26 protein-coding genes are annotated in these 25,774 nt (G+C 29.3%); 16 read left to right on the forward strand and 10 right to left on the reverse strand.

Features of this window, described 5'->3' with window-relative positions; translation table 11 throughout:
* Positions 1 to 62: 62 nt before the first annotated feature.
* The 3 genes from BTO18_RS11370 to BTO18_RS11380 form a co-directional block, all read right to left on the reverse strand.
* Positions 63 to 1,649, reverse strand: coding sequence for an ATP-dependent DNA ligase (locus BTO18_RS11370; protein WP_105016335.1), 1,587 nt, complete (start codon positions 1,647 to 1,649; stop codon positions 63 to 65).
* Entirely contained in the window at positions 1,646 to 2,671 is a 1,026-nt protein-coding gene (locus BTO18_RS11375; protein WP_105016336.1) for a ligase-associated DNA damage response exonuclease, read from the reverse strand. Before BTO18_RS11375 ends, BTO18_RS11370 begins: the two co-directional genes overlap by 4 nt.
* Positions 2,672 to 2,773: 102 nt before the next feature.
* Complete coding sequence (locus BTO18_RS11380) at positions 2,774 to 3,202, reverse strand: cation transporter (RefSeq protein WP_105016337.1); 429 nt, start codon at positions 3,200 to 3,202, stop codon at positions 2,774 to 2,776.
* A gap of 113 nt (positions 3,203 to 3,315) precedes the next feature.
* Here BTO18_RS11380 and BTO18_RS11385 point away from each other — a divergent pair, with 113 nt between their 5' ends.
* Positions 3,316 to 4,188, forward strand: coding sequence for a DMT family transporter (locus tag BTO18_RS11385; RefSeq protein ID WP_105016338.1), 873 nt, complete (start codon positions 3,316 to 3,318; stop codon positions 4,186 to 4,188).
* Positions 4,189 to 4,244: 56 nt separating this feature from the next.
* On the opposite strand, the gene BTO18_RS11390 is transcribed toward BTO18_RS11385, so the two are convergent.
* Positions 4,245 to 6,293, reverse strand: a complete 2,049-nt coding sequence (locus tag BTO18_RS11390; RefSeq protein ID WP_105016339.1) for an insulinase family protein — start codon at positions 6,291 to 6,293, stop codon at positions 4,245 to 4,247.
* Between the two features lie 19 nt (positions 6,294 to 6,312).
* Positions 6,313 to 7,635, reverse strand: coding sequence for a M16 family metallopeptidase (locus BTO18_RS11395; protein ID WP_105016340.1), 1,323 nt, complete (start codon positions 7,633 to 7,635; stop codon positions 6,313 to 6,315).
* 269 nt (positions 7,636 to 7,904) lie between these two features.
* Between BTO18_RS11395 and rplU the strand changes: the two genes are divergently transcribed.
* From rplU to BTO18_RS11460, 13 genes are all read left to right on the forward strand, one after another.
* Positions 7,905 to 8,576: a 50S ribosomal protein L21 gene (gene rplU / locus BTO18_RS11400; protein WP_105016341.1), complete on the forward strand. Its 672-nt coding sequence runs from the start codon at positions 7,905 to 7,907 to the stop codon at positions 8,574 to 8,576.
* A 38-nt stretch (positions 8,577 to 8,614) separates the two neighbouring features.
* Complete coding sequence (gene rpmA / locus BTO18_RS11405; RefSeq protein WP_105016342.1) at positions 8,615 to 8,875, forward strand: 50S ribosomal protein L27; 261 nt, start codon at positions 8,615 to 8,617, stop codon at positions 8,873 to 8,875.
* 93 nt (positions 8,876 to 8,968) lie between these two features.
* Positions 8,969 to 10,213 carry a 3-deoxy-D-manno-octulosonic acid transferase gene (locus BTO18_RS11410; protein ID WP_105016343.1) on the forward strand — a complete coding sequence of 415 codons (1,245 nt, stop codon included), beginning with the start codon at positions 8,969 to 8,971 and terminating at the stop codon, positions 10,211 to 10,213.
* Between the two features lie 2 nt (positions 10,214 to 10,215).
* Positions 10,216 to 10,773: a YeeE/YedE family protein gene (locus BTO18_RS11415; protein WP_105016344.1), complete on the forward strand. Its 558-nt coding sequence runs from the start codon at positions 10,216 to 10,218 to the stop codon at positions 10,771 to 10,773.
* A gap of 129 nt (positions 10,774 to 10,902) precedes the next feature.
* Positions 10,903 to 11,316: a YeeE/YedE thiosulfate transporter family protein gene (locus tag BTO18_RS11420; protein WP_105017564.1), complete on the forward strand. Its 414-nt coding sequence runs from the start codon at positions 10,903 to 10,905 to the stop codon at positions 11,314 to 11,316.
* Positions 11,317 to 12,309, forward strand: coding sequence for a GTP 3',8-cyclase MoaA (gene moaA / locus BTO18_RS11425; protein WP_105016345.1), 993 nt, complete (start codon positions 11,317 to 11,319; stop codon positions 12,307 to 12,309).
* Between the two features lie 107 nt (positions 12,310 to 12,416).
* On the forward strand, positions 12,417 to 12,794 hold the full coding sequence (locus BTO18_RS11430; protein WP_105016346.1) for a hypothetical protein: 378 nt from the start codon (positions 12,417 to 12,419) through the stop codon (positions 12,792 to 12,794).
* A 4-nt stretch (positions 12,795 to 12,798) separates the two neighbouring features.
* Complete coding sequence (locus BTO18_RS11435; protein ID WP_105016347.1) at positions 12,799 to 13,986, forward strand: molybdopterin molybdotransferase MoeA; 1,188 nt, start codon at positions 12,799 to 12,801, stop codon at positions 13,984 to 13,986.
* A 65-nt stretch (positions 13,987 to 14,051) separates the two neighbouring features.
* Positions 14,052 to 14,249 carry a hypothetical protein gene (locus tag BTO18_RS11440; protein WP_146106922.1) on the forward strand — a complete coding sequence of 66 codons (198 nt, stop codon included), beginning with the start codon at positions 14,052 to 14,054 and terminating at the stop codon, positions 14,247 to 14,249.
* The gene (gene moaC, locus BTO18_RS11445) at positions 14,250 to 14,726 is read left to right on the forward strand and encodes a cyclic pyranopterin monophosphate synthase MoaC (RefSeq protein ID WP_105016349.1); all 477 of its coding nucleotides are present in this window, start codon (positions 14,250 to 14,252) and stop codon (positions 14,724 to 14,726) included.
* Positions 14,727 to 14,836: 110 nt separating this feature from the next.
* Positions 14,837 to 15,958 carry a molybdenum cofactor guanylyltransferase gene (locus tag BTO18_RS11450; RefSeq protein WP_105016350.1) on the forward strand — a complete coding sequence of 374 codons (1,122 nt, stop codon included), beginning with the start codon at positions 14,837 to 14,839 and terminating at the stop codon, positions 15,956 to 15,958.
* Positions 15,958 to 17,043 (forward strand): HesA/MoeB/ThiF family protein, encoded by a 1,086-nt coding sequence (locus BTO18_RS11455; RefSeq protein WP_105016351.1) that lies wholly within the window; start codon positions 15,958 to 15,960, stop codon positions 17,041 to 17,043. The genes BTO18_RS11450 and BTO18_RS11455 overlap by 1 nt, the downstream gene beginning before the upstream one ends.
* A gap of 5 nt (positions 17,044 to 17,048) precedes the next feature.
* On the forward strand, positions 17,049 to 18,833 hold the full coding sequence (locus BTO18_RS11460; RefSeq protein ID WP_105016352.1) for a MutS-related protein: 1,785 nt from the start codon (positions 17,049 to 17,051) through the stop codon (positions 18,831 to 18,833).
* 108 nt (positions 18,834 to 18,941) lie between these two features.
* Here the strand turns inward: BTO18_RS11460 and gldD are convergent, their stop codons facing one another.
* Genes gldD through mutY form a run of 4 tightly spaced genes read right to left on the reverse strand, consistent with a single transcriptional unit; the run spans position 18,942 to position 22,375 of the window.
* Positions 18,942 to 19,514, reverse strand: coding sequence for a gliding motility lipoprotein GldD (gene gldD / locus BTO18_RS11465; RefSeq protein ID WP_105016353.1), 573 nt, complete (start codon positions 19,512 to 19,514; stop codon positions 18,942 to 18,944).
* Positions 19,507 to 20,838, reverse strand: a complete 1,332-nt coding sequence (locus tag BTO18_RS11470; protein ID WP_105016354.1) for a gliding motility-associated protein GldE — start codon at positions 20,836 to 20,838, stop codon at positions 19,507 to 19,509. Before BTO18_RS11470 ends, gldD begins: the two co-directional genes overlap by 8 nt.
* Before the next feature lie 18 nt (positions 20,839 to 20,856).
* Positions 20,857 to 21,291 carry a single-stranded DNA-binding protein gene (locus BTO18_RS11475; RefSeq protein ID WP_105016355.1) on the reverse strand — a complete coding sequence of 145 codons (435 nt, stop codon included), beginning with the start codon at positions 21,289 to 21,291 and terminating at the stop codon, positions 20,857 to 20,859.
* Positions 21,292 to 21,331: 40 nt separating this feature from the next.
* The gene (gene mutY / locus BTO18_RS11480) at positions 21,332 to 22,375 is read right to left on the reverse strand and encodes an A/G-specific adenine glycosylase (protein WP_105016356.1); all 1,044 of its coding nucleotides are present in this window, start codon (positions 22,373 to 22,375) and stop codon (positions 21,332 to 21,334) included.
* A 130-nt stretch (positions 22,376 to 22,505) separates the two neighbouring features.
* Between mutY and BTO18_RS11485 the strand changes: the two genes are divergently transcribed.
* Entirely contained in the window at positions 22,506 to 22,796 is a 291-nt protein-coding gene (locus BTO18_RS11485) for an HU family DNA-binding protein (protein WP_015481675.1), read from the forward strand.
* A 286-nt stretch (positions 22,797 to 23,082) separates the two neighbouring features.
* Positions 23,083 to 24,627: an Rne/Rng family ribonuclease gene (locus tag BTO18_RS11490; RefSeq protein WP_105016357.1), complete on the forward strand. Its 1,545-nt coding sequence runs from the start codon at positions 23,083 to 23,085 to the stop codon at positions 24,625 to 24,627.
* Between the two features lie 87 nt (positions 24,628 to 24,714).
* On the opposite strand, the gene BTO18_RS11495 is transcribed toward BTO18_RS11490, so the two are convergent.
* Positions 24,715 to 25,770: an endonuclease/exonuclease/phosphatase family protein gene (locus tag BTO18_RS11495; protein ID WP_105016358.1), complete on the reverse strand. Its 1,056-nt coding sequence runs from the start codon at positions 25,768 to 25,770 to the stop codon at positions 24,715 to 24,717.
* Between the last annotated feature and the right edge of the window lie 4 nt (positions 25,771 to 25,774).

Raw genomic sequence — 25,774 nt, forward strand, 5'->3', positions numbered from 1 at the left:
TTTATTATACTTTATCTGTTACTTATTTATTCATTTTGAACTGCTTACTGAAAACTGCCAACTTAATTCGCTTCAATTAACGCTTTAACACTTTCAATTGTATCAATATCTTTTACGGTTTTATCTCTTCGCCAACGTTTCATTCTTGGAAAACGCAAGGCGACTCCGCTTTTGTGTCTTTTGCTGTATGCAATTCCTTCGAATGCAATTTCAAAAACCAATGCTGGTTTTACAGTTCTTACAGGTCCAAATTTTTCGATGGCATTTTTGTTTACCCATTTAGAAATTTCTGTAATTTCTTTGTCTGTTAAGCCAGAATATGCTTTGGCAACTGTTACAAATTTGTCTTCATTTTTTACAGCAAATGTATAATCTGTGTATTTAGAACTTCGTCTTCCACTTCCTTTTTGGGCGTAAATCATTACAGCGTCTATGGTTAATGGATCTACTTTCCATTTCCACCAATCGCCTTTTTTTCTTCCAACGTGGTAAATGGAATCTTTTTTCTTTAACATTAAACCTTCTGAATTAAAACTTCTTGCAGCATTTCTTAACGCATCTAATTCGTTCCAATTTTTAAAATCTATGATTTCTGATAATTTTAAATTATCGCTTGTATTTGTGTTAAATAGCTGTTCTAATTTAGTACGTCTTTCTTCCATTGAAAAAGTACGTAAATCGACTTCATTAATTTCTAAAATATCATAAATATACAAACCAACAGGAACTTCTTCCATCAATTTTTTAGTTACATTTTTACGATTCAATCTTTTTTGTAAATCGTTGAAAAGTAAAACTGCACTGTCTTTTATGGCTAAAATTTCACCATCAATTACAAAACTACCTTCTAATTTAGCAACTGCTTCTACCAATTCCGGAAATTGTTCTGTGACTAGTTCTTCTCCTCTACTCCATATAAAAACCTCATCTTTTCTTTTGATAATTTGCCCACGAATTCCATCCCATTTATACTCTACTTGCCATTCATTCGTCTCTCCCAAATCTTCTAATTCTTTCTCTAAAGAATAGGCCAAACAAAACGGATAAGGTTTGGAATTATCATAATTAATGTGTTTTCCATTCAACAAATCATCAAAGGTGATTGTATTTGGTGTCCAATTACCAATGATACTATGCATCAATTGATTAGCATCAATCCCTGACAATTTTGCTAAAGCGTTAACTAGTGTCTTTTTAGATACTCCAATTCTAAAACTTCCGCCAATTAATTTATTGAAAATTAAACGTTCTTGTGCTTCTAATCCGTTCCAAGCTTCTAAAACATATTCTTTTTTTTCTTCGTCTGTTTTTGGCTTTAGGTTGATGAGTTCATCAACCCAAATATGTAATGGTTTTTCTATTTTATGTTCTGGATTTGGCAATAAAAGTGCAATGGTTTCTCCTAAATCTCCCACTGATGAATAACTTTCTAAAAATAACCATTCAGGAAGTTGCGTAATTTCCATCACCCAGCTTTTCATTAAGTTCGATTTTACAGGTCTTGAAGGTCTTTTTCCTGTAAATAAAGCAATTAACCACAGTTTATCTTTGTCTGGTGCCCTTTTAAAATAGTTTACCAAAGCATCAATTTTTGCATTGGTTTTATTGGTGATTTCAATAGCGCTAATTAGGTTAGAAAAGTCTTTCATAAATCTGCTTTTTCAGTTTTAATTTCGGCTTCATTTGCCAATTCATCATCACCGAATTCGGTTTTTAATTCGTGTGCTTCAATGCCGATTTCATTCAAATATTTAGAAAAAACAGCTTGTGAACCATGAGTTACGTATACTTTTTCTGCTTCTGTGGCTTTTACAGCTTCCAATAAACCATCCCAATCTGCGTGATCGCTCACAGCAAAACCTGCATCAACACCTTTCCATCTTCGATTTCCACGAATGTGCATCCAACCAGAACAAATTGCGGTTGCTGTATTAGGTATTTTCTTCAACATTCTAGAACCCAATAAAGCTGGTGGTAAAATGACTATTTTATTTTGAATATCGGCTTTCTTAAAATCGAAATTTAACAATGTCGTTTTTGGGAGCTCGATTCCTGAACTAGAAATAGCCTCATTCAAATTATGGATTGCAGAATGTACAAACGTATCATCTACACCTTCTAATAATTTCATAATTCGTTGCGCTTTTCCTAAACTATAACCTAAAAAAACGCTGGTTCTGTTATTTTGCTGATTTTGTAAGACCCAATTTTGTAGTTGTGTTTGCAATGCTGTTTCTTCTTTCCATTTATAAATTGGTAAACCGAATGTACTTTCTGTAATAAATTCGTGACATTTTACGAGTTCGAAAGGGGTGGAAATAAAATCGGGTTGCGTTTTATAATCACCTGAAAAAACAACTACAAAACCTTTATATTCCAAACGAATTTGAGCAGAACCAATTACATGACCTGCTGGAAAAAAACTGACTTGAACTCCGTTTATATTTCTTGGCTCGTTATAACCCAAACTTTCAATACAAATATCCTGACCTAATCTGTGTTTTATAATCGCTTTTGAGTCATTATGACACAAATAATGTTTATTTCCTGCTCTTGAGTGATCTGCATGACCATGAGAAATAATCGCATAATCTACAGGATACCAAGGATCTAAATAAAATTTCCCTGGAATGCAATAAATACCTTTTTTTGTAAATTTTATAAGTTTCAAATAATAACTTAAATTTTAATTAAAAATACAGCTTTTAGAAGAAAAATAAAAAACCAGTGAACTCTAGTTCACTGGTTTTTCTATTATTTTGTTGTTTTAATTCTAGCTTTTTTTATCTGCACAACAAGCCATTTTACAATCTTCCAAACAAGTCATGTTTCCTTTACTATCCTTTTTACAACATTCTGCTTTTTTATTGCTACTACTATTTACTTTTTTAGAAGTTTCAGAAGCTTTATATAATTCTCCACCAGCAATTCCATCTACAAAAGCGATTAGCTCTTTTTTTGAAGTTGTATTGGCATCAAATTCAATATTAGCAATACTATCTGTAAAAACAACTTTTGCACTTAAGACACCTTCTTTTTTAGATAATTTAGATTGAATTGTTTTGGCACAACCAATCTCACAAGTCATTCCAGAAATAGCTAAAGCAACATTTTCTTTTTTTACTTCTTGGATTTCTTTTTTACATCCAGTTATTACAAAGCAAGCTATGGCTATTGAAAATATTATTTTTTGAGCTTTCATTAGATTTTACGATTTAATTATTATACAAATTTATTAATAAAAATGAAGTGGTTTAAATAATTGTCTGATTTTTGCACAAACTTTAACTGATTACCAAAATAAATTCAGCAAAAATGAATAATAAACAACAAAAATGGTTGTATTTAATTTTACTTGCTTTAGTTTGGGGAAGCTCTTTTATTTTAATGAAAAAGGCACTAATTGGTTTAAATCCTATACAGTTAGGTGCACTGCGAATTTTAATTGCTGGATTATTCTTATTGTTATTTGGGTTTAATAGTTTAAAAAAAATTAAAAAAAAGCACTACAAGCATATTTTTACAACATCTTTATTAGGTACTTTTTTTCCTGTTTTTTTGTTTGCTTATGCTGTACAAGGAATTGACAGTTCAATAGCATCAATTTTAAGTTCTTTAACTCCTTTTAATACCTTTATTTTTGGGGCTATTGCTTTTGGATTTACCTTTAAAAAGAAACAGTTAATAGGAATTTTTATAGGTTTATTTGGCACAGTGATTTTAATTTTAAAAGGAGCAGATTTAAACCCAAATCAAAACTATTGGTTTTCTCTATTAGTAGTTCTGGCTTCTATTGGCTATGCTTTAAATGTAAATATTGTTAAAAAGTATTTAAGTGATGTAAGTGCTTTTAGTATTGTTGCTGGTAATTTTTTATTATTAGTAATCCCAGCTTTAATTGTACTTGTTTCTACTGGATTTTTTTCAACCTTTGAGTTTAGCAATACAGGATTAACTTCTTTGGGATATATAACTGTTCTTGCTGTTTTTGGTACAGGAATAGCAAAAGTATTTTACAACAAAATGGTACATATTGCAACACCTATTTTTGCATCATCTGTAACTTATTTAATACCGATTGTAGCTATTTTTTGGGGAATTTTAGATGGGGAAAAATTAAGTTTTATTCAGTTAGTAGCAGGAATTGTAATTCTATTTGGAGTTTATTTAGTAAACAAAGCGAAATAAAAAAGAGTCAAAACCTAAATTTTGACTCTTTTCTTTATTTTTGATGAATTATGATTTTATTTAAAATCTTCATCAGTTACACCTTCATTAACTTTTACTTCAGATACTTCAAAATTTAAAGTCATAGGACCATTTTTTTGATTTATTTTATGAGGATATAAAATTCCATTAACTTCTTTATAGTCACTAAAATTAGTTGGAGTTTTTATTTCTTTACCATTAGGTAATTTGTTAGTTTTTACTTCTTTTGCTTTTAACCCAGTTTTTATATCATAGAATATTTCAGTATTTCCACTTTTTATAACATAGTAGTTAACACCATCTACAGGTTCAATTCTATCTAATTTCCCGTTTTTATATGCTATATCAGCAAATGGTTGCATTCCTGCTTTAGCTTCTTCAATTTGAGCAGGTTGCATGTTCATTTTCTGACCTCTAGCTTCTTGATATCCTGTTTCACCGTTAAAAATTATTTTCTGCATTACATTACCCATTACAGAAATTGTAGTAGCTGATTTATTTGGTGCTGCAGTTTTAACTGTCATTACAATTGGTGTACCTTGTATAGTTGCATTAGCAACCATCATCATGGTTTTAACAGACATTACTTTATCTTTGCCTCCAATAGCTTCCATATATTTATCAACTACTTTTGTAGCAGTCATCCCTTTAGGAATTGGCATTGTCATTTCTGGCTTTTCTGTTGGGTTTCCTTCTTTATCAAAATACTTAATTACATAATCTGTTTTTTCAAGATTTTTAAGCACATCAATTGCTTTACCAGTAATTACTATTCTAGCTTTATCACCTTTAAAATATTTAATAGCTGCATTTTGTACATCGTCTAAAGTAACAGCATTTATATTTTTCAAATAATTTTCATAATAATCATTTGACAAATTATTTTGTAAAATATCTAAAGCATAACCAGCTATAGTAGCAGGATTTTCTACATTTTTAACAAAGTTTCCAACATATTTTGCTTTAGCAATATCTAATTCTTTTTGTGTAGCTTTCTGGTAACGAATTTTATTAATTTCTTTCATAGCCTCAACAACAGCACTATCTGTAACCATATTTCTTACAGATGCAGATGCCTTAAAACGAGAAGTGTATCTACTAGATCCAATACTAGAATAAGATCCATAAGTATATCCTTTATCCTCACGTAAATTTTTAAATAATCTGCCAGTTCCACCACCACCTAAAATTTGATTGGCAAGTAAAACAGCAAAGTAATCTTTGTCATTCATACTTAAATCTACAGCATTTATAATAGCTACTTCAGATTGCACAGCATTAGACATATTTATAAAATTTATAACTGCAGTATCTGGGTTTGCAACTTCAGGTAATGTTTGAGTTTGCATTTCACCTTTTTCCCAATCACTAAACAATTTTTTTATTTGCTTTTTTACATCTTTAAAATTAACATCACCAATAACAACCAAATAAGCATTATTAGGTCTAAAAACTTTTTTGTAATACTCTTTTACATCTTGTAAAGTGATATTTTTTAATGTTTTTTCTGATATAAATTCGCCATAAGGATGATTCTTACCATAAGTTAACAATCTATCTACTCTGTTAGCAATTGCTGTAACACTATTTTCAGAGCTTTTAATACCATCTAAAGCTTGTTTCATTTGCTTATCAAATTCTGATTGCGAAAAAACAGGATTTAAAGCAGCATCTGCCATTAGTTCTAGTACTCTTGGAAAATATTTTGAAAGCGAACTAGCAAAGCCACTTTCAGATCTAAAACTAATATTAGCTCCTAAATAATCTACTTCTTTGTCAAATTTTTCTTTTGAAATTGTTGCAGAACCTGTTCCTAACATACTTCCAACAAAATTTTCGACACCTTTTTTATTTCCTTTTACTCTTGGTGGATTGTCTATATCTAAGGTTACTGAAACTCTTGGTAATTTATGGTTTTCTACAACTAAAACTTGTAACCCATTTTTTAATTTAAACTTTTTAGGTTTTCCAATATTTATTTTTGGGGCTGGCCCAGATTCTGGCATTTTAGTTCTATCAACTTGTGCAGAAATACTTAATGATAAAAATAAGACTGTGATTATTGAATATATCTTGGTTTTCATTATTTTTCTTTTGATTAAATTATTTTTTTTGTGATTCAGGTAAGTAATCTATGATTACACGTCTATTTTTTGCCAAGTATTTTTTAGCCACTTCTCTAATTTCCTCTTTTGTAATAGAATTAATAACTTCTAATTCTTTGTTAATTCTATTAGTATCTCCAGCTAATATATAATTTGTAGCTAAAGTAGTTGCTATACCTCTAATACTTGAATTTGAAGCTACAAATTGATTTTCGAACTTGTTTCTTACTTTTTGTAAGTCTTCATCAGAAATTAATTCTGTTTGTAGTTTTATAATTTCTTCATCTATTTCTTTTATTAATGCATCACTATCTGTTCCTTGTGCTAAAATAGAACCAATAATATAAACACTGTAATCTTCTAAAGGTCTAGAAAAAGAGAATGCTTGTAGTGCCATTTTTTTGTCATCAACCAATTTTTTATATAGTCTAGAACTTTTTCCATTACTTAAAACAGTTGAAATCACATCTAAAATTTTGGCTTCTCTCTCTTTAAAAGAGGGAGTTTTAAATGCAATACCAATTAAAGGTAATTGAATATTCGAGTCATATTCTTTTACTCTTTTTTCTGATGTTCTTTCTTTTTCAACAATTTTTACTCTATTTGGTGCTTCTTTTTTTGGTATTTCAGAAAAATAACCATCAATCCAGGCTTTTGCTTGTTTCTTTTCAAAATCACCTGCAACTACTAAAACAGCATTGTTAGGCATATACCAAGTATTGTAAAAATCTTCGAATTCTTCTAATTTTGCGGCATCTAAATCTTTGATATAACCAATCATTGGTCTTCCATAATTATGATCATCAAAAATATGTTTATATACATCACCATAAATAACTTTTCCATAAGGAGCATTGTCCATTCTTTGGCGTTTTTCTTCCTTCACAACTTCGTTTTGAGTATCAACTGCTTTTTGGTCTATAATAGGATGAAACATACGTTCAGATTCCATCCATAAAGCTAATTTTAATTCATTAGAAGGGTAAGTTTGGTAGTAATTAGTTCTATCCCAGTTTGTACTAGCATTTCCATTTCCACCTCTAGAAGATTGGATTTCTCTCCATTTACCACGTTCAATATTTTTAGTTCCTGTTGATAATAAATGTTCATAAAAATGAGCCATACCTGTTTTACCATCTACTTCGTCTTTAGCACCTACGTGATACATTACTTCAACAGTAATTACTGGTGCTGAATTATCTTGATGTAAAATTACATGTAGTCCATTATCTAAATCATACTCTTCAAAGGCTACTTTTTGAGCATTTGCTGACAAAGCAAATACTGCTATTATAGCAAGAAATAACATACTTTTTTTCATTGGTTTTTAATTTTTATGATAAATTAATTTTTGTGTTTGACGCTATAGAATTCTATTTGTTACATAAAAATTAACGCCAAATTTAGATATTTGCAAAAATAAGAAACGAAAACCTAAAAAAAGGTTAAATAATAAAATTGAAACAATAATTAGAAAAATGAATTTTCGATACTGTTATCTATTGATTTTCAATAAAAAAATGTATATTTGCACCCGCATTTTCGATAAGTAAATGCAAAGTTCAAGTATAAATACGCAAAACAAATAGTATGTACGCAATCGTAGAGATAGCAGGGCAGCAGTTTAAAGTAGCAAAAGACCAAAAAGTTTACGTTCATCGTTTACAAGGAGAAGAAGGATCAAAAGTAACTTTTGATAATGTTCTTTTGACCGATGATAATGGTAAAGTAAGCATTGGCGCCCCAGCTATAGAAGGAGCATCAGTAACAGCTCAAATTTTAAGTCACTTAAAAGGTGATAAAGTAATCGTCTTTAAAAAGAAAAGAAGAAAAGGTTACAGAAAGAAAAATGGACATAGACAGTCTTTAAGTGAGATTCAAATTGAATCTATTACTGCAAGTGGTGCAAAAAAAACAGCTAAAAAAGCGGCTCCAAAAAAAGAAGCTAAAGCTGAAGTAACTGTTGAAGTTCCTAAAAAGGAAGTAAAAAAAGCGACACCAAAGAAAGCTACCAAAGCTGATGATTTAAAGAAAATTGAAGGTATTGGACCTAAAATTGCAAGTACTTTAGCTGAAGCTGGAATTGTAACTTTTGCAGATTTAGCAAAATCAGAACCTGCAAAGATTTCTGAAATTATTGCTGGTGTTCGTGGAAATCATGTTACAGATACTTGGCCAACACAAGCTCAATTAGCAGCAGATGGTAAGTGGGACGAATTAAATGAATTACAAGATAAATTAGATGGTGGTGTTGAAAAATAACCAGCTAATTTAACTTTAACTTATAAAAACTCAAGAAAATGGCACATAAAAAAGGTGTAGGAAGTTCGAAAAATGGTAGAGAATCAGAATCGAAACGACTAGGTGTTAAAATTTTTGGAGGACAAGCTGCAATTGCAGGTAATATTATTGTTCGTCAAAGAGGAACTACTCACAATCCAGGAGAAAACGTTTACATGGGTAAAGATCACACTTTACATGCAAGAGTTGATGGTATTGTTGAGTTCAGAAAAAAAAGAGATAATAAATCTTATGTTTCAGTAACGCCATTTGAGGCTTAAGAAATAAAAGATAAAACTATTAAAAACGCTCAAACAATGTTTGAGCGTTTTTTTGTGTTCTTAATTTAAGTTGAATTTGTACTTTTACTATTCATGAATTTTATTTACAACATATTCATTTTTAAGGCTCAAATAATTTTACCTATAGTAGCTTTATTCAATAAAAAAATAAAACTTTTTGTTGATGGAAGAAAAAATACATTCTCTAAAATATCAGAATTAAAGGGCAAAAAAACAATTTGGTTTCACGCAGCTTCTTTAGGCGAATTTGAACAAGCAAGACCAATTATTGAAGAAATAAAAAAGAAACAAATCAATTATAAAATTTTGGTTACTTTTTTTTCTCCTTCTGGATATGAAATTAGAAAGAACTACAATTTGGCAGATGTAGTTTGTTATTTACCTTTAGATTCGAAATCGAATGTTAAAAAATTTGTAGAAATTGTGGATCCAAAAATGGCAATTTTTATCAAGTACGAATTTTGGCCTAATTTATTGAACGAACTTCATAAAAAGCAAACTCCTACCATTTTAGTTTCTGGAATTTTAAGAGATAGACAATTGTTTTTCAAGAGTTATGGAGGTTTTATGCGAAAGACTTTACATGCTTTTCATCACTTTTTTGTACAGGATAAAAAGTCTAAAGACCTATTAAATTCTATCAATTTTGATAATGTAACCATTGCAGGTGATACACGTTTTGATCGTGTTTCAAAAATTTTGGAACAAGACAATCATCTTGATTATATTTCTGAATTCAAGAACAATCAATATACTATAGTTGCTGGAAGCACTTGGCAAGAAGATGAAGAGTTGTTGGTAAATTATATCAATAACTACGCATCAGAAAATGAAAAATTTATCATTGCACCACATAATATTAAATCGGATGCAATTTCAGAACTTCAAAAATCAATCAACAAAAAAACAATTCTATATTCTGATGTCATTGCGAACAAAGTGAAGCAATCTTTAGAAGAATATCAAGTTTTTATAATTGATACAATTGGCATTCTAACCAAAATTTATGCAGCAGCAAACGTTGCTTATGTTGGTGGAGGCTTAAAAACAGGTTTGCATAATATTTTAGAGCCTGCTACTTTTGGGATTCCTGTAGTGATTGGGAATAAATACGATAAATTTAAAGAAGCTGTAGATTTGGTTAAAATTGGTGGATGTGTTTCTATCAAAAATCAAAAAGAATTTTCGGATACTTTTTCTAAATTAAAAGAAGATGAAAATTTTAGAAGTCTAACAGGAATCATCAACAAAAAATACATTCAAGAAAACCTTGGAGCAACAAATCTGATTATGAATTATTTAAAAAATAAGATTTAAAGATGGATTTTATATTACAACCTTGGGCTTGGTTTATTGGTGGCCCACTAATTGCACTTTCATTATTACTCTATTTTTATTTTGGTAAAAATTTTGGAGCATCAACCAATTTTGAAACACTTTGTACAATGGCTGGTGCAGGTAAAGTATCAGATTATTTTAAAAAAGACTGGAAAGACAGAGATTTTGCATTGATGTTTGTAATTGGATTAATTATTGGCGGATTTATTTCAGCCAATTACCTAATTCCAAATCAAACTATAGATTTAAATCCAACTACCGTAAAAGAATTAACAGATTTGGGTTTTTCTAATGTTGGGAATCAATATTTTCCAGATGAAATTTTTAGTGATGAGGTTGTGTTTTCATTAAAAGGATTTTTAATTCTTTTAATCTCTGGTTTGTTAATTGGTTTTGGAACTCGTTATGCAGGAGGTTGTACTTCAGGTCATGCAATTACAGGTTTGAGTAGTTTGCAATTGCCCTCTTTATTAGCAGTAATTGGCTTTTTTATTGGAGGTATTATAGCTACTTGGTTTTTAATTCCAATATTATTTTGAAAGAAATAATTGTTCCTGCAAGGTTTTAAAAACCTTGTAGGTATTCATAAAAAATAAAACATTTGTAAGTAAATAATGAATATACACCTACAAGGTCAAAAAAAGACCTTGCAGGATAAAAAAATCAAAATGAAGAATATAAAATTTTTACTATTAGGCATCTTTTTCGCAATTGTTTTGAGTAAAGTTCAGGCTATTTCTTGGTATCGTTTTTACGAAATGTTTACCTTTAAATCTTTTCATATGTTTGGCATTATTGGAGGTGCAGTTGTATTATCCGTAATTATAATGCAATTGTTTAAAAGCGGAAAAATAAAAGATATTAATGGCAATAAAATCATTCCAAAACCAAAGAAAAAAGGATTTATTAGCACTATTTTTGGAGGTACTTTGTTTGGTTTAGGTTGGGGAATTTCAGGAGCCTGTGCTGCACCCGTTTTTGTGATTTTAGGATTCAAATGGTTACCAGCTTTAATCATTCTTTTAGGTGCACTTTTGGGCGCATTTTTATATGGATTAGTGAGCAAGAAATTACCAAATTAAATGAGCAAACTAAAAGACAATTTTGGGCGACAAATAGAATATGTACGATTGGCAGTTACAGATCGCTGTAATTTGCGATGCCAATATTGTATGCCTGCTCATGGAATAAATATTGTTCCAAGACAAGAATTACTCACTTTTAAAGAAATGTACAGATTAATTCGTGTTTTAACAGAATTAGGCGTTCATAAAGTACGTTTAACAGGAGGAGAACCTTTTGTACGTAAAGATTTTGTGGGTTTTCTAGAAATGCTGTCTTATAACGATTTGTTAGATGCTATTAATATTACTACAAATGGTGCTTTAATTTCGCATCATATTGATAAAATAGAGCAGCTTAAAAAAGTAAAAAACATCAATTTGAGTATTGATAGTTTAAACCGAGAAAAATTCGCAAAAATCACACGTAGAGATGTGTATCCAGAAGTCTATAAAACCTTTGAACTTTTAGAAAAAAGTAGCTTAAATTTAAAACTAAATGTAGTTGTACAATCTGGTTTTAATACTGATGAAATTACAGATTTTGTAAGATTAACGAAAGATAAAAATGTTACTGTTCGTTTTATAGAAGAAATGCCTTTTAACGGAAAAGGTCAACGTGAAATGCAAGAAAATTGGACATTCAAAAAGATTTTAAACGAAATTAAAATGGAGTTTGATGTTCAAGAAATTCAATCTGAAAAATCATCAACTTCACGAAATTATAAGATTGATAATCATTTAGGAACTGTGGGTATTATTCCTGCATTTACCAGAACTATTTGTAATGATTGCAATAGAATCAGAATTACATCTACAGGAACTTTTAAAAATTGTTTGTTTGATGATGGAGTTTTTAATTTGCGAGATTTCATCAGAAATGGAGCATCTAATGACGATTTGGCAGCACTGTTTTTAAGTTTGGTAAAAGATAAGCCAGAAAATGGTTTTGTAGCTGAAGCTAACCGTAAAAAAGGAAATGTTTCTGAAAGTATGAGTACAATTGGGGGGTAAAAGCCCATCTTAATCTTCCCAAAGGGAAGAAGCACTTTTGTGATATATTTGTGAGGGAAACTTAACTTGTCACTTTTGTGTAAGCAGGAATATGAAAAATAAAATATATGAAAGTAGAAGAATATATACCAAGATTTTACCCAATTAAACCTTGGAATGAAACAAGATCTTTTTATTCGGATTTGATAGATAATCATAATTTTGAATTAACCCCAATGTTAGATTTAGTTGATTATATCATCAAATCTAAAATCAGTGATAGGGTTTTTGGAACAATATCAAACCACACAATGTTAACGATGAGTATTTATGAAAAAATTGAATTAGGTAGAGAAATGCTTCGAATTTATTTTGACAGTACTGAAAAGAAATGGTTTTACAAGTATTACTCAAGACCAGATAAGTTAATACAATTTGAACGAGAATATGATAAAGAGTTAGGGATAGAAAAGTTTAATCAGTTTATTAGTTTTGTAAAATGGTAGTTGGATGATTTCAGTAAAAGAAGCAAAAAACATCATATTAAACTCAACTCAAAACTTTGGTATTGAAGAAATTCCGTTTATTAAATCTGTAGGCAGAATTTTAAAAGAAGAAATTGTTGCAGATAGAGATTTTCCACCTTTCAATAGAGTTTCTATGGATGGAATTGCTATCGACTATAAAGCGTTTGAAAAAGGGCAAAGAGCATTTCATATTGAGGGAATTCAAGCAGCCGGAAGCAAACAAATCACACTTCAAAATTCAGAAAACTGTATTGAAGTAATGACAGGGGCTGTTTTGCCAAATAATGCAAATACAGTCATCAGATATGAAGATGTAACCATCAAAAATGGAATTGCAACTATTACTATTGATAGCATTCATGAGAATCAAAATGTACATCCAAAAGGAAAAGATGGTAAAGTTAGAGATATTTTAATTCATCAAAACAAAAAAATAGCAGCAGCAGAAATTGGAGTTTTGGCAACAGTGGGTAAATCCAAAGTAAAAGTTGCAAAACAGCCAAAAGTGATGATTATTTCTACAGGTGATGAATTGGTTGGAGTAGATGAAATTCCATTGGAACATCAAATTAGAAGAAGTAACGTATTTACTTTGGTATCTTTGTTAGAGCGTTTAAATATTCCATCAGAGACTGCTCATATTACAGATGATAAAACTGTTTTAAAACAAAAAATAGAAACCTATTTACAAGAATATGATGTCTTACTTTTTAGTGGAGCAGTAAGTAAAGGCAAATTTGATTTTTTACCCCAAGTTTTTGATGAACTAGGAGTGGAAAAGTTATTTCATAGAGTAGCTCAAAGACCAGGGAAACCTTTTTTTTACGGACAAACTAATAATTGTATTGTGTTCGGATTTCCTGGAAATCCAATCTCTACTTTTGGAAATTGTTTAGCCTATTTTTATCCTTGGTATTACAAATCTGTAGGAATTGAAATGCAAGAAAAAACAGCAATTTTAACAGAAGACGTTTTATTTAAACCCAATTTAACTTACTTTTTACAAGTAAAATTAAGTGATAAGTTTGGTCATACTTTAGCAACTCCAATAAAAGGGAATGGTTCTGGAGATTTGGCAAGTTTAGTAAATGCAGATGCTTTTATTCAATTGCCAAATGATAAAAGTGAGTTTAAAAGTGGAGAGGTTTATAATGTAATTAGATATAGATAAATATGAAAAAGGTATTATTTATTAGTTTATTTTTTTTATTAAGTTGTAATAATAAAAATAAGACATTGAAATTTAATGTTGATTGTGAAAACAAAATATCTATTCAAGATAAAATATTAAGTCTGAATGAGATTATAGATATTGTAAAAAAACATAAGGAAAAATATAATTTAGATGCTAAATTTAAAGTTGAAGCTTGTAAAGAAACAAGCGTAAAAATCTTAATTGATTTAAAAAATATAATTAAACTAAAAACTATTTAAATGGCTTTTACACATTTAAATTCAAAAAACAATCCTAAAATGGTAAACGTTTCTGATAAGAACATTACCAAAAGAACTGCAATTGCTAAAGCAACTATGTTTTTAGGGAAAGAGGTCATTTCTCATTTTACAAATGATGAATTAATCACCAAAAAAGGACCGGTTTTTCAAACAGCAATTATTGCAGGAATTCAAGGTGTAAAAAAGACATCAGATTTAATACCTATGTGTCATCCTTTACTAATTAATGGAGTAGATATTGATATTAATATTACAGACTCAGAACATATAGATGTGTTTTGCAAAGTAACTATTACTGGAAAAACTGGCGTAGAAATGGAAGCCTTAACAGGTGCAAATATTGCGTGTTTAACCATTTATGATATGTGTAAAAGCATCAGCCAAAAAATGGTAATTAAAGAAGTGAAGTTGTTAGAAAAAACAGGTGGGAAATCGGATATTAAAGTCCCATTTTAATCTTCCCAAAGGGAAGAAATATATACATTTGTCATTGCAAGTTTACGAAGCAATCTTATAATAAACAGATTGCTTCACTTTGTTCGCAAAGACGTAAATAAACTAAAATTTTGAAAAAACACAGTAAACATACAAATTTAACAAGAAGAGATAATGATAATTTTGCTCCAAATGAAATTTCTATTTTAGGAACAAATTGTAATACTATTTCTGATTTAGTTCACAAAGTTTCTCATAAATTATCAAATTATAAATTGGCATATTTTGATGCTTCACATGCAAAAGATGTAGACGAAAACAAATTGTCTGAATATGTTTTTCATCACGAAGGAAACTTACAAATAACAACTTCTGGAAACATCAATAAGTTTCAACAAAGATTAGATTTTGCACAATATGATTATGTTTTTATCAATGGAAATCATTATCAAGGAGCAAAACAAATCTTAATTTTAGATGAAGCAAAAGAAGCATCCGTTTTAAAAAGATTAGAACAATTAGATGCTATTCAATTTATCATCAAACTAAAAAAAGAAACAGCATATTTTGATTTTTTAGTGGAGAAATATCCAAACATAAAAAATAAGCTTTGCTATACAATTGATGAAGTTGATAAAATAGCCAATCACATAAATAATCTTGTTCAAGAGCAAATTGCACCTATAAAAGGTTTGGTTTTAGTTGGGGGTAAAAGCACAAGAATGGGAACAGATAAATCTGAACTCAATTATTTTGGAAAACCACAAAAAGAATTTGCCAAAGAATTATTAGAAAATAATAATTTAGAAACGTTTTATTCTGTTAGAGATTCAAATGTCATTTCGAGTGCAGTCGAGAAATCTCAAATTCCAGATGCTTTTTACAATCTTGGTCCTTTTGGCGGAATTTGTTCTGCCTTTCAAAAAGACCCAAATGCTGCTTGGATTGTTTTGGCAACAGATGTTCCTTTTGTAAATGAAGAAATTATAAAATTACTTTTATCAAAAAGAAATCCAAGTAAAGTGGCAACTGCAATTAAAGGAAAAAGCAAAGAATTTGTAGAGCCATTAATTACCGTTTACGAACCAAAAGCATACCCTATTTTATTGCAATATTTAGCACAAGGTTATTCTTGTCCAAGAAAAATGTTAATCAACTCTAATGTTGAAATTGTTGAAATTGATGATAATTTTATCCGAAATGTAAATACTCCAGAAGAGTTCGAAGCTGCAAAAAGTGAAATAAATAATTAATGGATAAAAACCAACTTTTTAAACGTCAAACTACTTTGCAAGAAATTGGTGAAGTTGGGCAACAAAAACTGCAAAACGCATCTGTTTTGGTTGTTGGTTGTGGAGGTTTAGGAAGTCCTATTGCTGTGTATTTGGCTGCAAGTGGAGTTGGGAAAATCCATTTGGTAGATTTTGACACAGTTGATGTTACCAATTTACACAGACAAGTTTTTTATAGTTTAGAAGATGTTGATAAACCAAAAGCAGCAGTTTTATCAGCATTTATAAAAAAAAGAGCTCCTTTTACAGAAGTAAGTTTTACCAATAAACCAATTACAAAAGAGAATGTTTTTGAGTTGATAGAAAACGTAAATATTGTTGTTGATGGCACAGATTCTTTACCCACAAAATATTTGCTAAATGATGCTTGTGTCATTAAAAAAAAACCATTGGTTTATGGTTCTTTGTATAAATTTGATGGTTATGTAGCAACATTTAATGTACTGCAAAAAGATGGAAGTTATTCCGCAAATTTAAGAGATGCGTTTCCAGAAATGGCAAAAGATATTCCTAATTGTGAGGAAGCTGGAACTTTAAATGCTATTGTTGGAATGATTGCAACTGCACAAGTAAATGAGGTTTTAAAAATCATTACAGGAATTGGAAAACCACTAACTAATGAGTTGTTAATTTATAATTCGCTACAAAATACACAGTTAAAAATGAAGCTAAAATCAACTGTTTTAAAAGAAAAAATTGCAAAGCTTTTTAAAGTACAAACTTATGTTGATGTTGCTTGTGCAGGTCAAAATCCTGATTGGCAGATCTCTCCATCAGCGTTAAAACGAAGATTGTCATCTGGAGAACAGTCGAAAAATCTAGAAATCATAGCTGTTTTAGAAAAATTAAAATTACCCTTTGAAGTGCATCAAACCATACATATCAACAAATTTGATGCTAAAAAAATTGAAGTAGACTTCAATAAAACATATGTTATGGTTTGCCAAAGAGGATTTAATAGTTACAGAGCTACAGAAAAATTGAAGAAAAAATATCCAGATTTAAAAGTTTTAAATTTGACTGGTGGAATTTCTAGTTACAAATAAAATTAATGAAAAATCCTATAGATTTTTATACATCACAAAAAAGTGAATTAGAAAAAGAAGCGACTCGTCTTAAAAATAATCTCATCAATTTAGGTATTTTTAGATTTGCTGTATTTTTAGTGACTTCTTTTTTAATTTACCTCACTTTTGACAAATATCCTGATGTTTTTATTATCACATTTTTAGGAATTACTTTGTTTTCTTTTTTAGTATTTAAATACATTAAACTAAAAAGAGAAAAAGCAATTGTTGATGCTAAAATTGAAATGAATACGACCGAAATTAGCGTATTAAATGGTGATTTTCATCAATTAGATGCTGGTTCTGAATTTATTAATCCATTACATTTCTACAGTAATGATATCGATTTATTTGGTAGAGGTTCTTTTTTTCAATATATAAACAGAACCACTACTAGTGATGGAAAAACTGCATTAGCAAAATTACTAACAGAGAATAAAACTGAAGCTATTTTAGAGAAACAAAAAGCTGTAAATGAGCTTTCAAAAAAAGTAAAATGGCGTCAACATTTTTCTGCTTTAGCAAGTTTGGTTACTGTAAAAAACAAATCAAATTCTATTGTAAAATGGATTGTAAACTACACAACAGTTTTGCCTAGTTTTTTGCCTAAAATTCAATTTGTATTTTCTTTTATTTCTTTAATATTAATTGGCTTGGTTTCTTTTGGGTTCCTTTCATTTTCCTTTTTAACTACTTGGTTTTTTATCGGACTTTTTATGACAGGAAAATTTCTAAAAAAAACGAATCATTTGTATTCTGAAACTGATAAAGTAAGAGAAACATTTAAACAATATCATCAATTATTAAATGAAATTGAAAACGAACAATTCAGCTGTGAACATTTAGTAGAAAACCAAAAAATTATTCAATCTGAAGAAAAAAAAGCATCCCAAATTTTTGCAGCATTTTCTAAAATTTTAGATGCTTTTGATAATAGAAACAATATTATTATTGCTGTTTTAGGAAATGGTTTATTTCTGTGGGAAATTGCAAATGCTTGTAAAGTAGAAAAATGGATAAAAACCTACAAACATACTGTAGAAAATTGGTTTGATGTGGTTGCTTATTTTGATGCTCAAAACTCTTTGGCAAATTTTAAATTCAATCATCCAACTTTTGTTTTTCCTGTAATTACAACATCAAAAAAAATTATAAAAGCGACGAATTTAGGGCATCCTTTATTAAATTCAAGTAAAAGAATTGATAACAATTTTACCATTAATGCAGCACATTTTTTTATTATTACTGGTGCAAATATGGCTGGTAAAAGCACGTTTTTAAGAACAGTTTCGTTTTCTATTGTAATGGCAAATTGTGGTTTGCCAGTTTGTGCAGAGCATTTTGAATATCTACCTATAAAATTGATAACAAGTATGCGAACTACAGATTCTTTAACAGAAGATGAGTCATATTTTTATTCAGAACTAAAACGTTTAAAATTTATTGTTGATGAAATTGATGAAGACACTTTAGGCAAAGAATACTTTATCATTTTAGATGAAATTTTAAAAGGAACAAATAGTAAAGATAAAGCAATTGGCTCTAAAAAATTTGTAAAAAAACTCACAAAATCAAAATCTACAGGAATTATAGCAACCCATGATGTGAGTTTGTGTGAGTTGGAAAATGAATTCGAAAAAATCAAAAATTATTATTTTGATGCAGAGATTCACAACAACGAATTACATTTCGATTACACTTTAAAAACAGGAATTTGCAAAAATATGAATGCTTCTTTTTTATTGAAGAAGATGGAGATTGTGGATTAGATTTTAAACTATGAAAAAAGAATCAATACAAAATATAAAAAAGACTGTGTAGAGCTTTTATCTTATTGAAAGTATAATTCCCCATAAAGATTTTTCCCTTTTGGGAAATTAAAGGGGCTTTTTCCACTCAATTGTTTCCATCAACCTTAAAACATCCTCTTTAATGTAAGCAACAGCAGGTAAAATAGAATCGTAATTTGGTTTTGCATAAAAATATAAGGAACCTTTTATAAAATTATGGGTACTATCTGTTACATGAAATTGCAAATGAGAAGCTGCATTACCAGTTATTTCATACAAACTACCAAAGACTCTTTTCTCTTTATTTACAAAATCTTTTGGTATAATTTGTTCTGCTTTTACAGCGTGTTTAAACACTAATTTTTCTGCTTCTGTCAACAACTCTTTCATGTTATCATTAACAGGTCTATAAGTTATATCTATAGACGCTTTTAGTTTTGGGTATTTAATTTTTAACCAATTATTTTTATCATTAATAATTGTGGTGTTTTCTAAAATATTAAAAGTGTAAGGTCTTTTTAAATCGAGTTTTTTGTATGATTTCTTTGGATATTCTAAACTCAAATAGGCTTTTGGTTTTGGTAATACATCATCTGTACAGGAAACCACAAAAAAGAGACTAAAGACTAGAGACAAAAGACTAATTACTATATTACGCATTTCTAGTAGCTTTTACTTGTTTAATTCTTTTTTTATCAAGTGCTTCTATAGTAAACGTATACTTCTTAAAGTTTATTTTCTCTCCTTTTTTTGGGAAACGTCCAGAAATTTCTAATAAAAACCCTGCAAGTGTTTCACTCTCACCTTTTTCTTCTTCAAAAATGGCTTCATCTTCATCATCAAAAACTCTACAAAAATCTTTAATGGTGGTTTTGCCTTCAAAAATGTAATTATTTGCATCAACTTTAGAATAACTTAAATCATCATCATCAAATTCATCGTTTATATCGCCAACAATTTCCTCTATAACGTCCTCTAAAGTAACCAAACCACTTGTACCCCCATATTCATCAACTACAATTGCTAAATGGTTTTTACGAGCTCTAAAATCATCTAATAAATCATCTAATTTTTTGTTTTCTGGTACAAAAAAAGCTTCTCTTACTAAACTTTGCCATTTAAAATTTTTCTTATTGAGATGTGCTAATAAATCTTTTGCATACAATACACCTATAATAGTATCTATATTTTCTTTATAAACAGGGTTTCTTGAATAGCCATTTTTTAGAATTTTGTCTAAAACAACTTCATAATTTTCTTCATCAGAAATTGCAAAAATATCTATTCTAGGCTTCATTATTTGTACAGTTTCTGTATTACCAAAACTCACAATTCCTTCTAAAATTTTTTGCTCATCTTTTGTAGTAGCTCCTTCAGAAGTTAATTCTAGTGCTTGAGAAAGTGTTTCAACAGAAAAATTTGAGTTTTTGTTACCTAACTTTCGCTCAATAAATTTTGTAACCGCTATTAATGGTAAACTAAAAGGTGTCAATAAAATATTTACAAAGTTGATGAATTTAGACATCAATATAGAAAAACGTAAGGAGTTTCTAGAAGCATAAACTTTGGGTAAAACCTCACCAAATAACAAAATCAGAAAGGTTACAAGTATTACTTCAATTAAAAATCGAATTGGGACACTAAAAAAATAAAGGTTTAATTCATAGTTGAAATCACCAAATAGAGCTTCTACTAATGAAGCAAAAAGCAATACAATTAAGATATTGATAAAGTTATTGGTTATTAAAATTGTGGCTAATAACTTTCTTGGTTTTTCTAATAATTTTACAACTATATTATCTTCTTTTCCTTCTTTACTTAATTCGTTTAAGTCGGTTTGAGATAGTGAGAAAAAAGCTACTTCAGTACCAGAAATTAAGGCAGAACATACCAGCAGAATAAGTAACCCAATGATATTTATTGATGTAAGTAAATCAATTGAAGCTAATAATATCAGAAATAAAGGTTCAGGATCTGGATCCAAATTCAGTAGTTTTGATTATTAAAAAGGCAAATCGTCATTTTCTTCAGGCGCAATTGATGTTGGCTGAACAGAAGTTGGTTGCTGATTCTGTTTAGGAGTATTTTGATTTTCAGTATTTCTCTTATTCGACAACATTGTCATTTCATTTACCTGAACTTCTGTAGAATAACGTTTAACACCATCTTGCTCCCACTGTCTATTTTTTAGTTTACCCTCAACATAAATTTTATCGCCTTTAGTTAAATACTTTTCGCAAACTTTGGCAAGTCCATTTCTAACCACAATATTATGCCAATCTGTATTGGTTATTTTTTCTCCAGTTTGTTTATTGGTATAGCTTTCTGATGTAGCAATAGGGAAACGCCCTACACAATTTTGATCATCAAAATAATGCATTTTTACGTCATCACCTAAATTACCAATTAAAATCACTTTGTTTATTGTACCTGCCATAGCTGTTGTATTTCTATATCAAATGTACTAAAAATATCAATTACTTTTTAGATAGAAAATCTTCTAAAAAATTAGCAATTAAAACAGGTACAGGATATTTCTCTACTGATTTCCAATCAATTTTTGCTTTGGATAATGTTGCAGTTTCAATAACCCAAAATTGAGTGTACAAATGTTGATGAGAGAGTTTATGTACAATTTCTTTTTTATTATAAAGTGATATTGTGGTTGCTTCAGGAAAAAAATTGATAAACTCTTCTAATGAAATTAATTCATCTTTATTGATAATTTTATCGCTTTCAATTAACGGAAATTGATACAAACCTTGCCATATACCTTTACCTTTTCTTTCGTTTAAAATCGTGTTATTATCATCCGTTTTAACTACCAAATAATTAAAATATCTTTTTTTAACCTTTAGCTTTTTCTCTTTTACTGGTAACACATCAATCTTATTTTTTTGATAAGCCACACAACTTTCATTAAATGGGCAAAACATACATAATGGTTTCTTGGGCTTACATTGTATTGCACCAAAATCCATTATAGCTTGGTTATACGTTCCTGATTGATTTTCATCTAATAAGGTTTGTGCTAATTCTTTAAACTCTTTTATTCCTTTAGATGAATTTATAGGTGTATCAATACCAAAATATCTAGATAAAACCCTGTAAACATTACCATCTACAACAGCAGTGGGTTCATCAAAACAAATAGACGCAATTGCAGAAGCTGTGTAATCTCCTATTCCTTTTAACTTAATAATGGTTGCATAGGTTGATGGAAACTCGCCATTAAATTCACTTACAATGTGTTTTGCAGTGAAGTGTAGATTGCGTGCACGAGAATAATACCCCAAACCTTGCCACATTTTTAAAATAGTGCTTTCATCTGCTTTTGCAAGGTCAAAAATAGTTGGAAATGTTTCCGTAAATTTTAAATAATAGCTCATTCCTTGAGCTACTCTTGTTTGTTGTAGCATTATTTCTGAAAGCCAAACAAAATACGGATTCTTTGTTTTGCGCCAAGGCAAATCTCTATTATTTTGTAAGTACCACGAAATTAGTTTATTAGAAAAATTCATCAATTAAAAATAGTTTTGCAAAATTACATCATAAAAATCATATAATTTTAAGTCTTTATGTTTTTGGAATTGATTAATTATCATATATTTGCATCCGCATTTTTGAAATTAATACACAAAATATATAGACATGACAAAGGCAGATATCGTATCAAAAATTTCAGACAAATCAGGAATCGAAAAAACAGATGTTTTGGCGACTGTTGAAGCATTTATGACTGAAGTTAAGGATGCATTAGAAAATGGTGATAACGTTTATTTAAGAGGTTTTGGTAGTTTTATCATTAAAACTAGAGCTGAAAAAACAGGTAGAAACATCTCTAAAAACACAACTATTAAAATTCCAGCTCACAACATTCCAGCTTTTAAACCAGCTAAAACTTTTACTGAAGGAGTAAAAAACAAAGTAGCTGTTAAGTAACAAAATACTAATCTAAACCCTTACAGGGTTTAAAAAACACGAAACAATTATGCCAAGTGGTAAAAAAAGAAAGAGAGCAAAAATCTCTACACACAAAAGAAAAAAAAGAGCTAGGGCAAATAGACATAAGAAAAAGTAAGCATTAGCTTACTTTTTCGTTTACAGTTTAGCGAAAAAACAAAAAAGTTCATTGACATCGAGGTTAAACTAACCTCACTGGTATTATAAATACCTGACAATATTAATCCATCTGCACAACAAAGTGCAGTGTTAAAACCAGTTCAGTATGAAAACAGAATTAATAATTCGTAGTAATTCATCTGATATTGATTTTGCCTTATTAAGAGATGGAAAACTTATTGAATTAAATAATGAAACAACTGATAACAAATTTTCTGTTGGCGATATTTTTTTAGCCAAAATAGGAAAAGTGTTAACAGGTTTAAATGCAGCATTTGTTAATGTAGGCTATCCAAAAGATGGTTTTTTACATTATCATGATTTAGGTGCACAAGTAAACTCATTAAATGCATTCATTAAGAAAGTAAGCACAGGTAAGTATAAAGAATTCACTTTAAAAAATTTCAAATTTCAACAAGACATCAACAAAGACGGTAGCATAGTTGATGTTTTAAAATCAGGCCAAAACCTGTTAGTACAAATTGTAAAAGAGCCAATATCTACAAAAGGCCCAAGATTAAGTTCAGAGTTATCAATAGCTGGTAGATTTTTAGTTTTAGTACCTTTTTCAAATAGAGTATCTGTATCACAGAAAATAGCAGATCCAAAAGAAAAAGATCGTTTAAAAAGATTGGCAAAAAGCATTAAACCAAAGGGGTTTGGTGTTATCTTAAGAACTGTTGCAGAAGGTAAAAAAGTAGCAGAGTTAGATAAAGATTTGCAAAACTCTTTAGATCGTTGGAAAACGATGTGTAAAAGAATACCTAACACAAATACACCAACTAAAATTTTAAGCGAGTTAAACAGAGCATCTTCTATTTTAAGAGATGTAATGAACGAAACTTTTACAAATATTGTAACTAACGATGAAACTCTTAAACTAGAAATTAAAGAGTATTTACAAGAAATTTATCCTGAAAAGGAAAAAATTGTAAAGCTTCATAGGTCTTCTACTCCTATTTTTGAAAAATATGGAATAGAAAGACAGATTAAAACCTCTTTTGGAAAAACAGTTTCCATGAGTAGAGGAGCCTATTTAGTAATAGAGCATACAGAAGCCTTACACGTTATTGATGTTAATAGCGGAAACCGTTCAAATAAAGCTGGTTCTCAAGAAGAAACTGCATTAGAAGTAAATTTAATAGCTGCTTCAGAAATAGCACGTCAATTACAATTGCGTGATATGGGAGGCATTATAGTTATTGATTTTATAGATATGCACAAAACCGAAAACAGAAATAAACTGTTTCAGCATTTAAAAGAAGCCATGTCTTTAGACAGAACAAAGCATAAAATATTACCTCCAAGTAAATTTGGACTAGTGCAAATAACAAGGCAAAGAGTAAGACCTGAATTAAGCATTAAAACTACCGAAGAAAATCCAAATAAAAACGGACAAGTAGAAGCTCCAATAGTTTTATTAGATAAAATAGAAGCAGATTTAGAAAAATTTATTGCTAAATCTCAAAACAGCAAATCAACCAATAAAAAGATACAATTACATATACATCCTTTTATTGCTGCCTATTTAACTAAAGGAGTTAATTCTATACGTTTTAAATGGTATTTAAAGCATAAAAAGTGGATAACAATTATACCTAGAGACGCTTACACATACTTATATTATAGATTTGTTTCTGTAAAAGAATAGTTTATAATAAAGGCAATAATTTTTTATCAAAAAACCCACAACAAATAGTATGTTGTGGGTTTTGTATTTTAAATAAAACACTAAATTCTATTTCTTTTCTTTGATTAAATACATATAGACAGGATAATGATCTGAATAACCACCTGTATAAGCACCATTTGAGAAACTTCTAAAAGGATATCCTTTATACTGTCCCTTTCTTCCTGTTAAAAAACGTTTGTTAAAAATTTTTGCTTGAAACATTTTATAGCTAGAAAAATCTTTTTCGCCTTTATCTAACAAAGGTGATGAAATGAGAATCATATCAAATAGGTTGATATTATCTCTATATCCTAAAGTGTTAAAACCTCTTCTGTGTAAATCTTCATAAGGATTATAAATATCATTCTCACCTACATTTTTCTTTTTAGATTTTGTTTTTAGAACCTTTTTAAAGCTAGAATTTATAGGATCATCATTAAAATCTCCCATCGTTAAAATTTTAGCATTAGGTTCTTTTTCTCTAATTTGTGCAATAATCTTTGTATTCTGATAAGCAGCCTTTTCACGCAAAGGCCTACTTTTTGCTTCTCCTCCACTTCTAGAGGGCCAGTGATTTACAATTACATGTATTAACTCATCATCTAAATAACCAGATACCAATAATTGATCTCTTGTATATACTTTTCTATTATTTCTATAAATATTTGGGTTATATGCTTCATGAAATATAGGCTTAAAATATCTTTTTTGATATAATAGAGCTACATCAATTCCTCGTTTATCTGGAGAATCATAGTGAATAATACCATATCTTTTTTTAACCAAATGTTTCGATTTTACCAAATCTTCTAAAACACTCAAGTTTTCAATTTCAGAAACGCCAATAATAGCAGGGCTTGTATTGGCTTTATCTGCACCAATTTGAGAAATTACGCTACCCAATTTATCAATTTTATCCCAATACACTTTAGATCTATTTGCCTTGAGTTCCATCATAGGGCTTGCCTCATCATTAATAGATGTATCATTAATAGTGTCAAATAAATTTTCTAGATTGTAAAAAGCAATGGTTCTAATAGTATATTTTTTTCCTTTTTTTTGAGAAAAAGAATTAGAAACTGCAAGTAATAGAATTACTATTAATAGTATTATTTTTTTCATTTAC

The organism is Polaribacter porphyrae (assembly GCF_002954685.1).
Taxonomy (GTDB): domain Bacteria; phylum Bacteroidota; class Bacteroidia; order Flavobacteriales; family Flavobacteriaceae; genus Polaribacter; species Polaribacter porphyrae.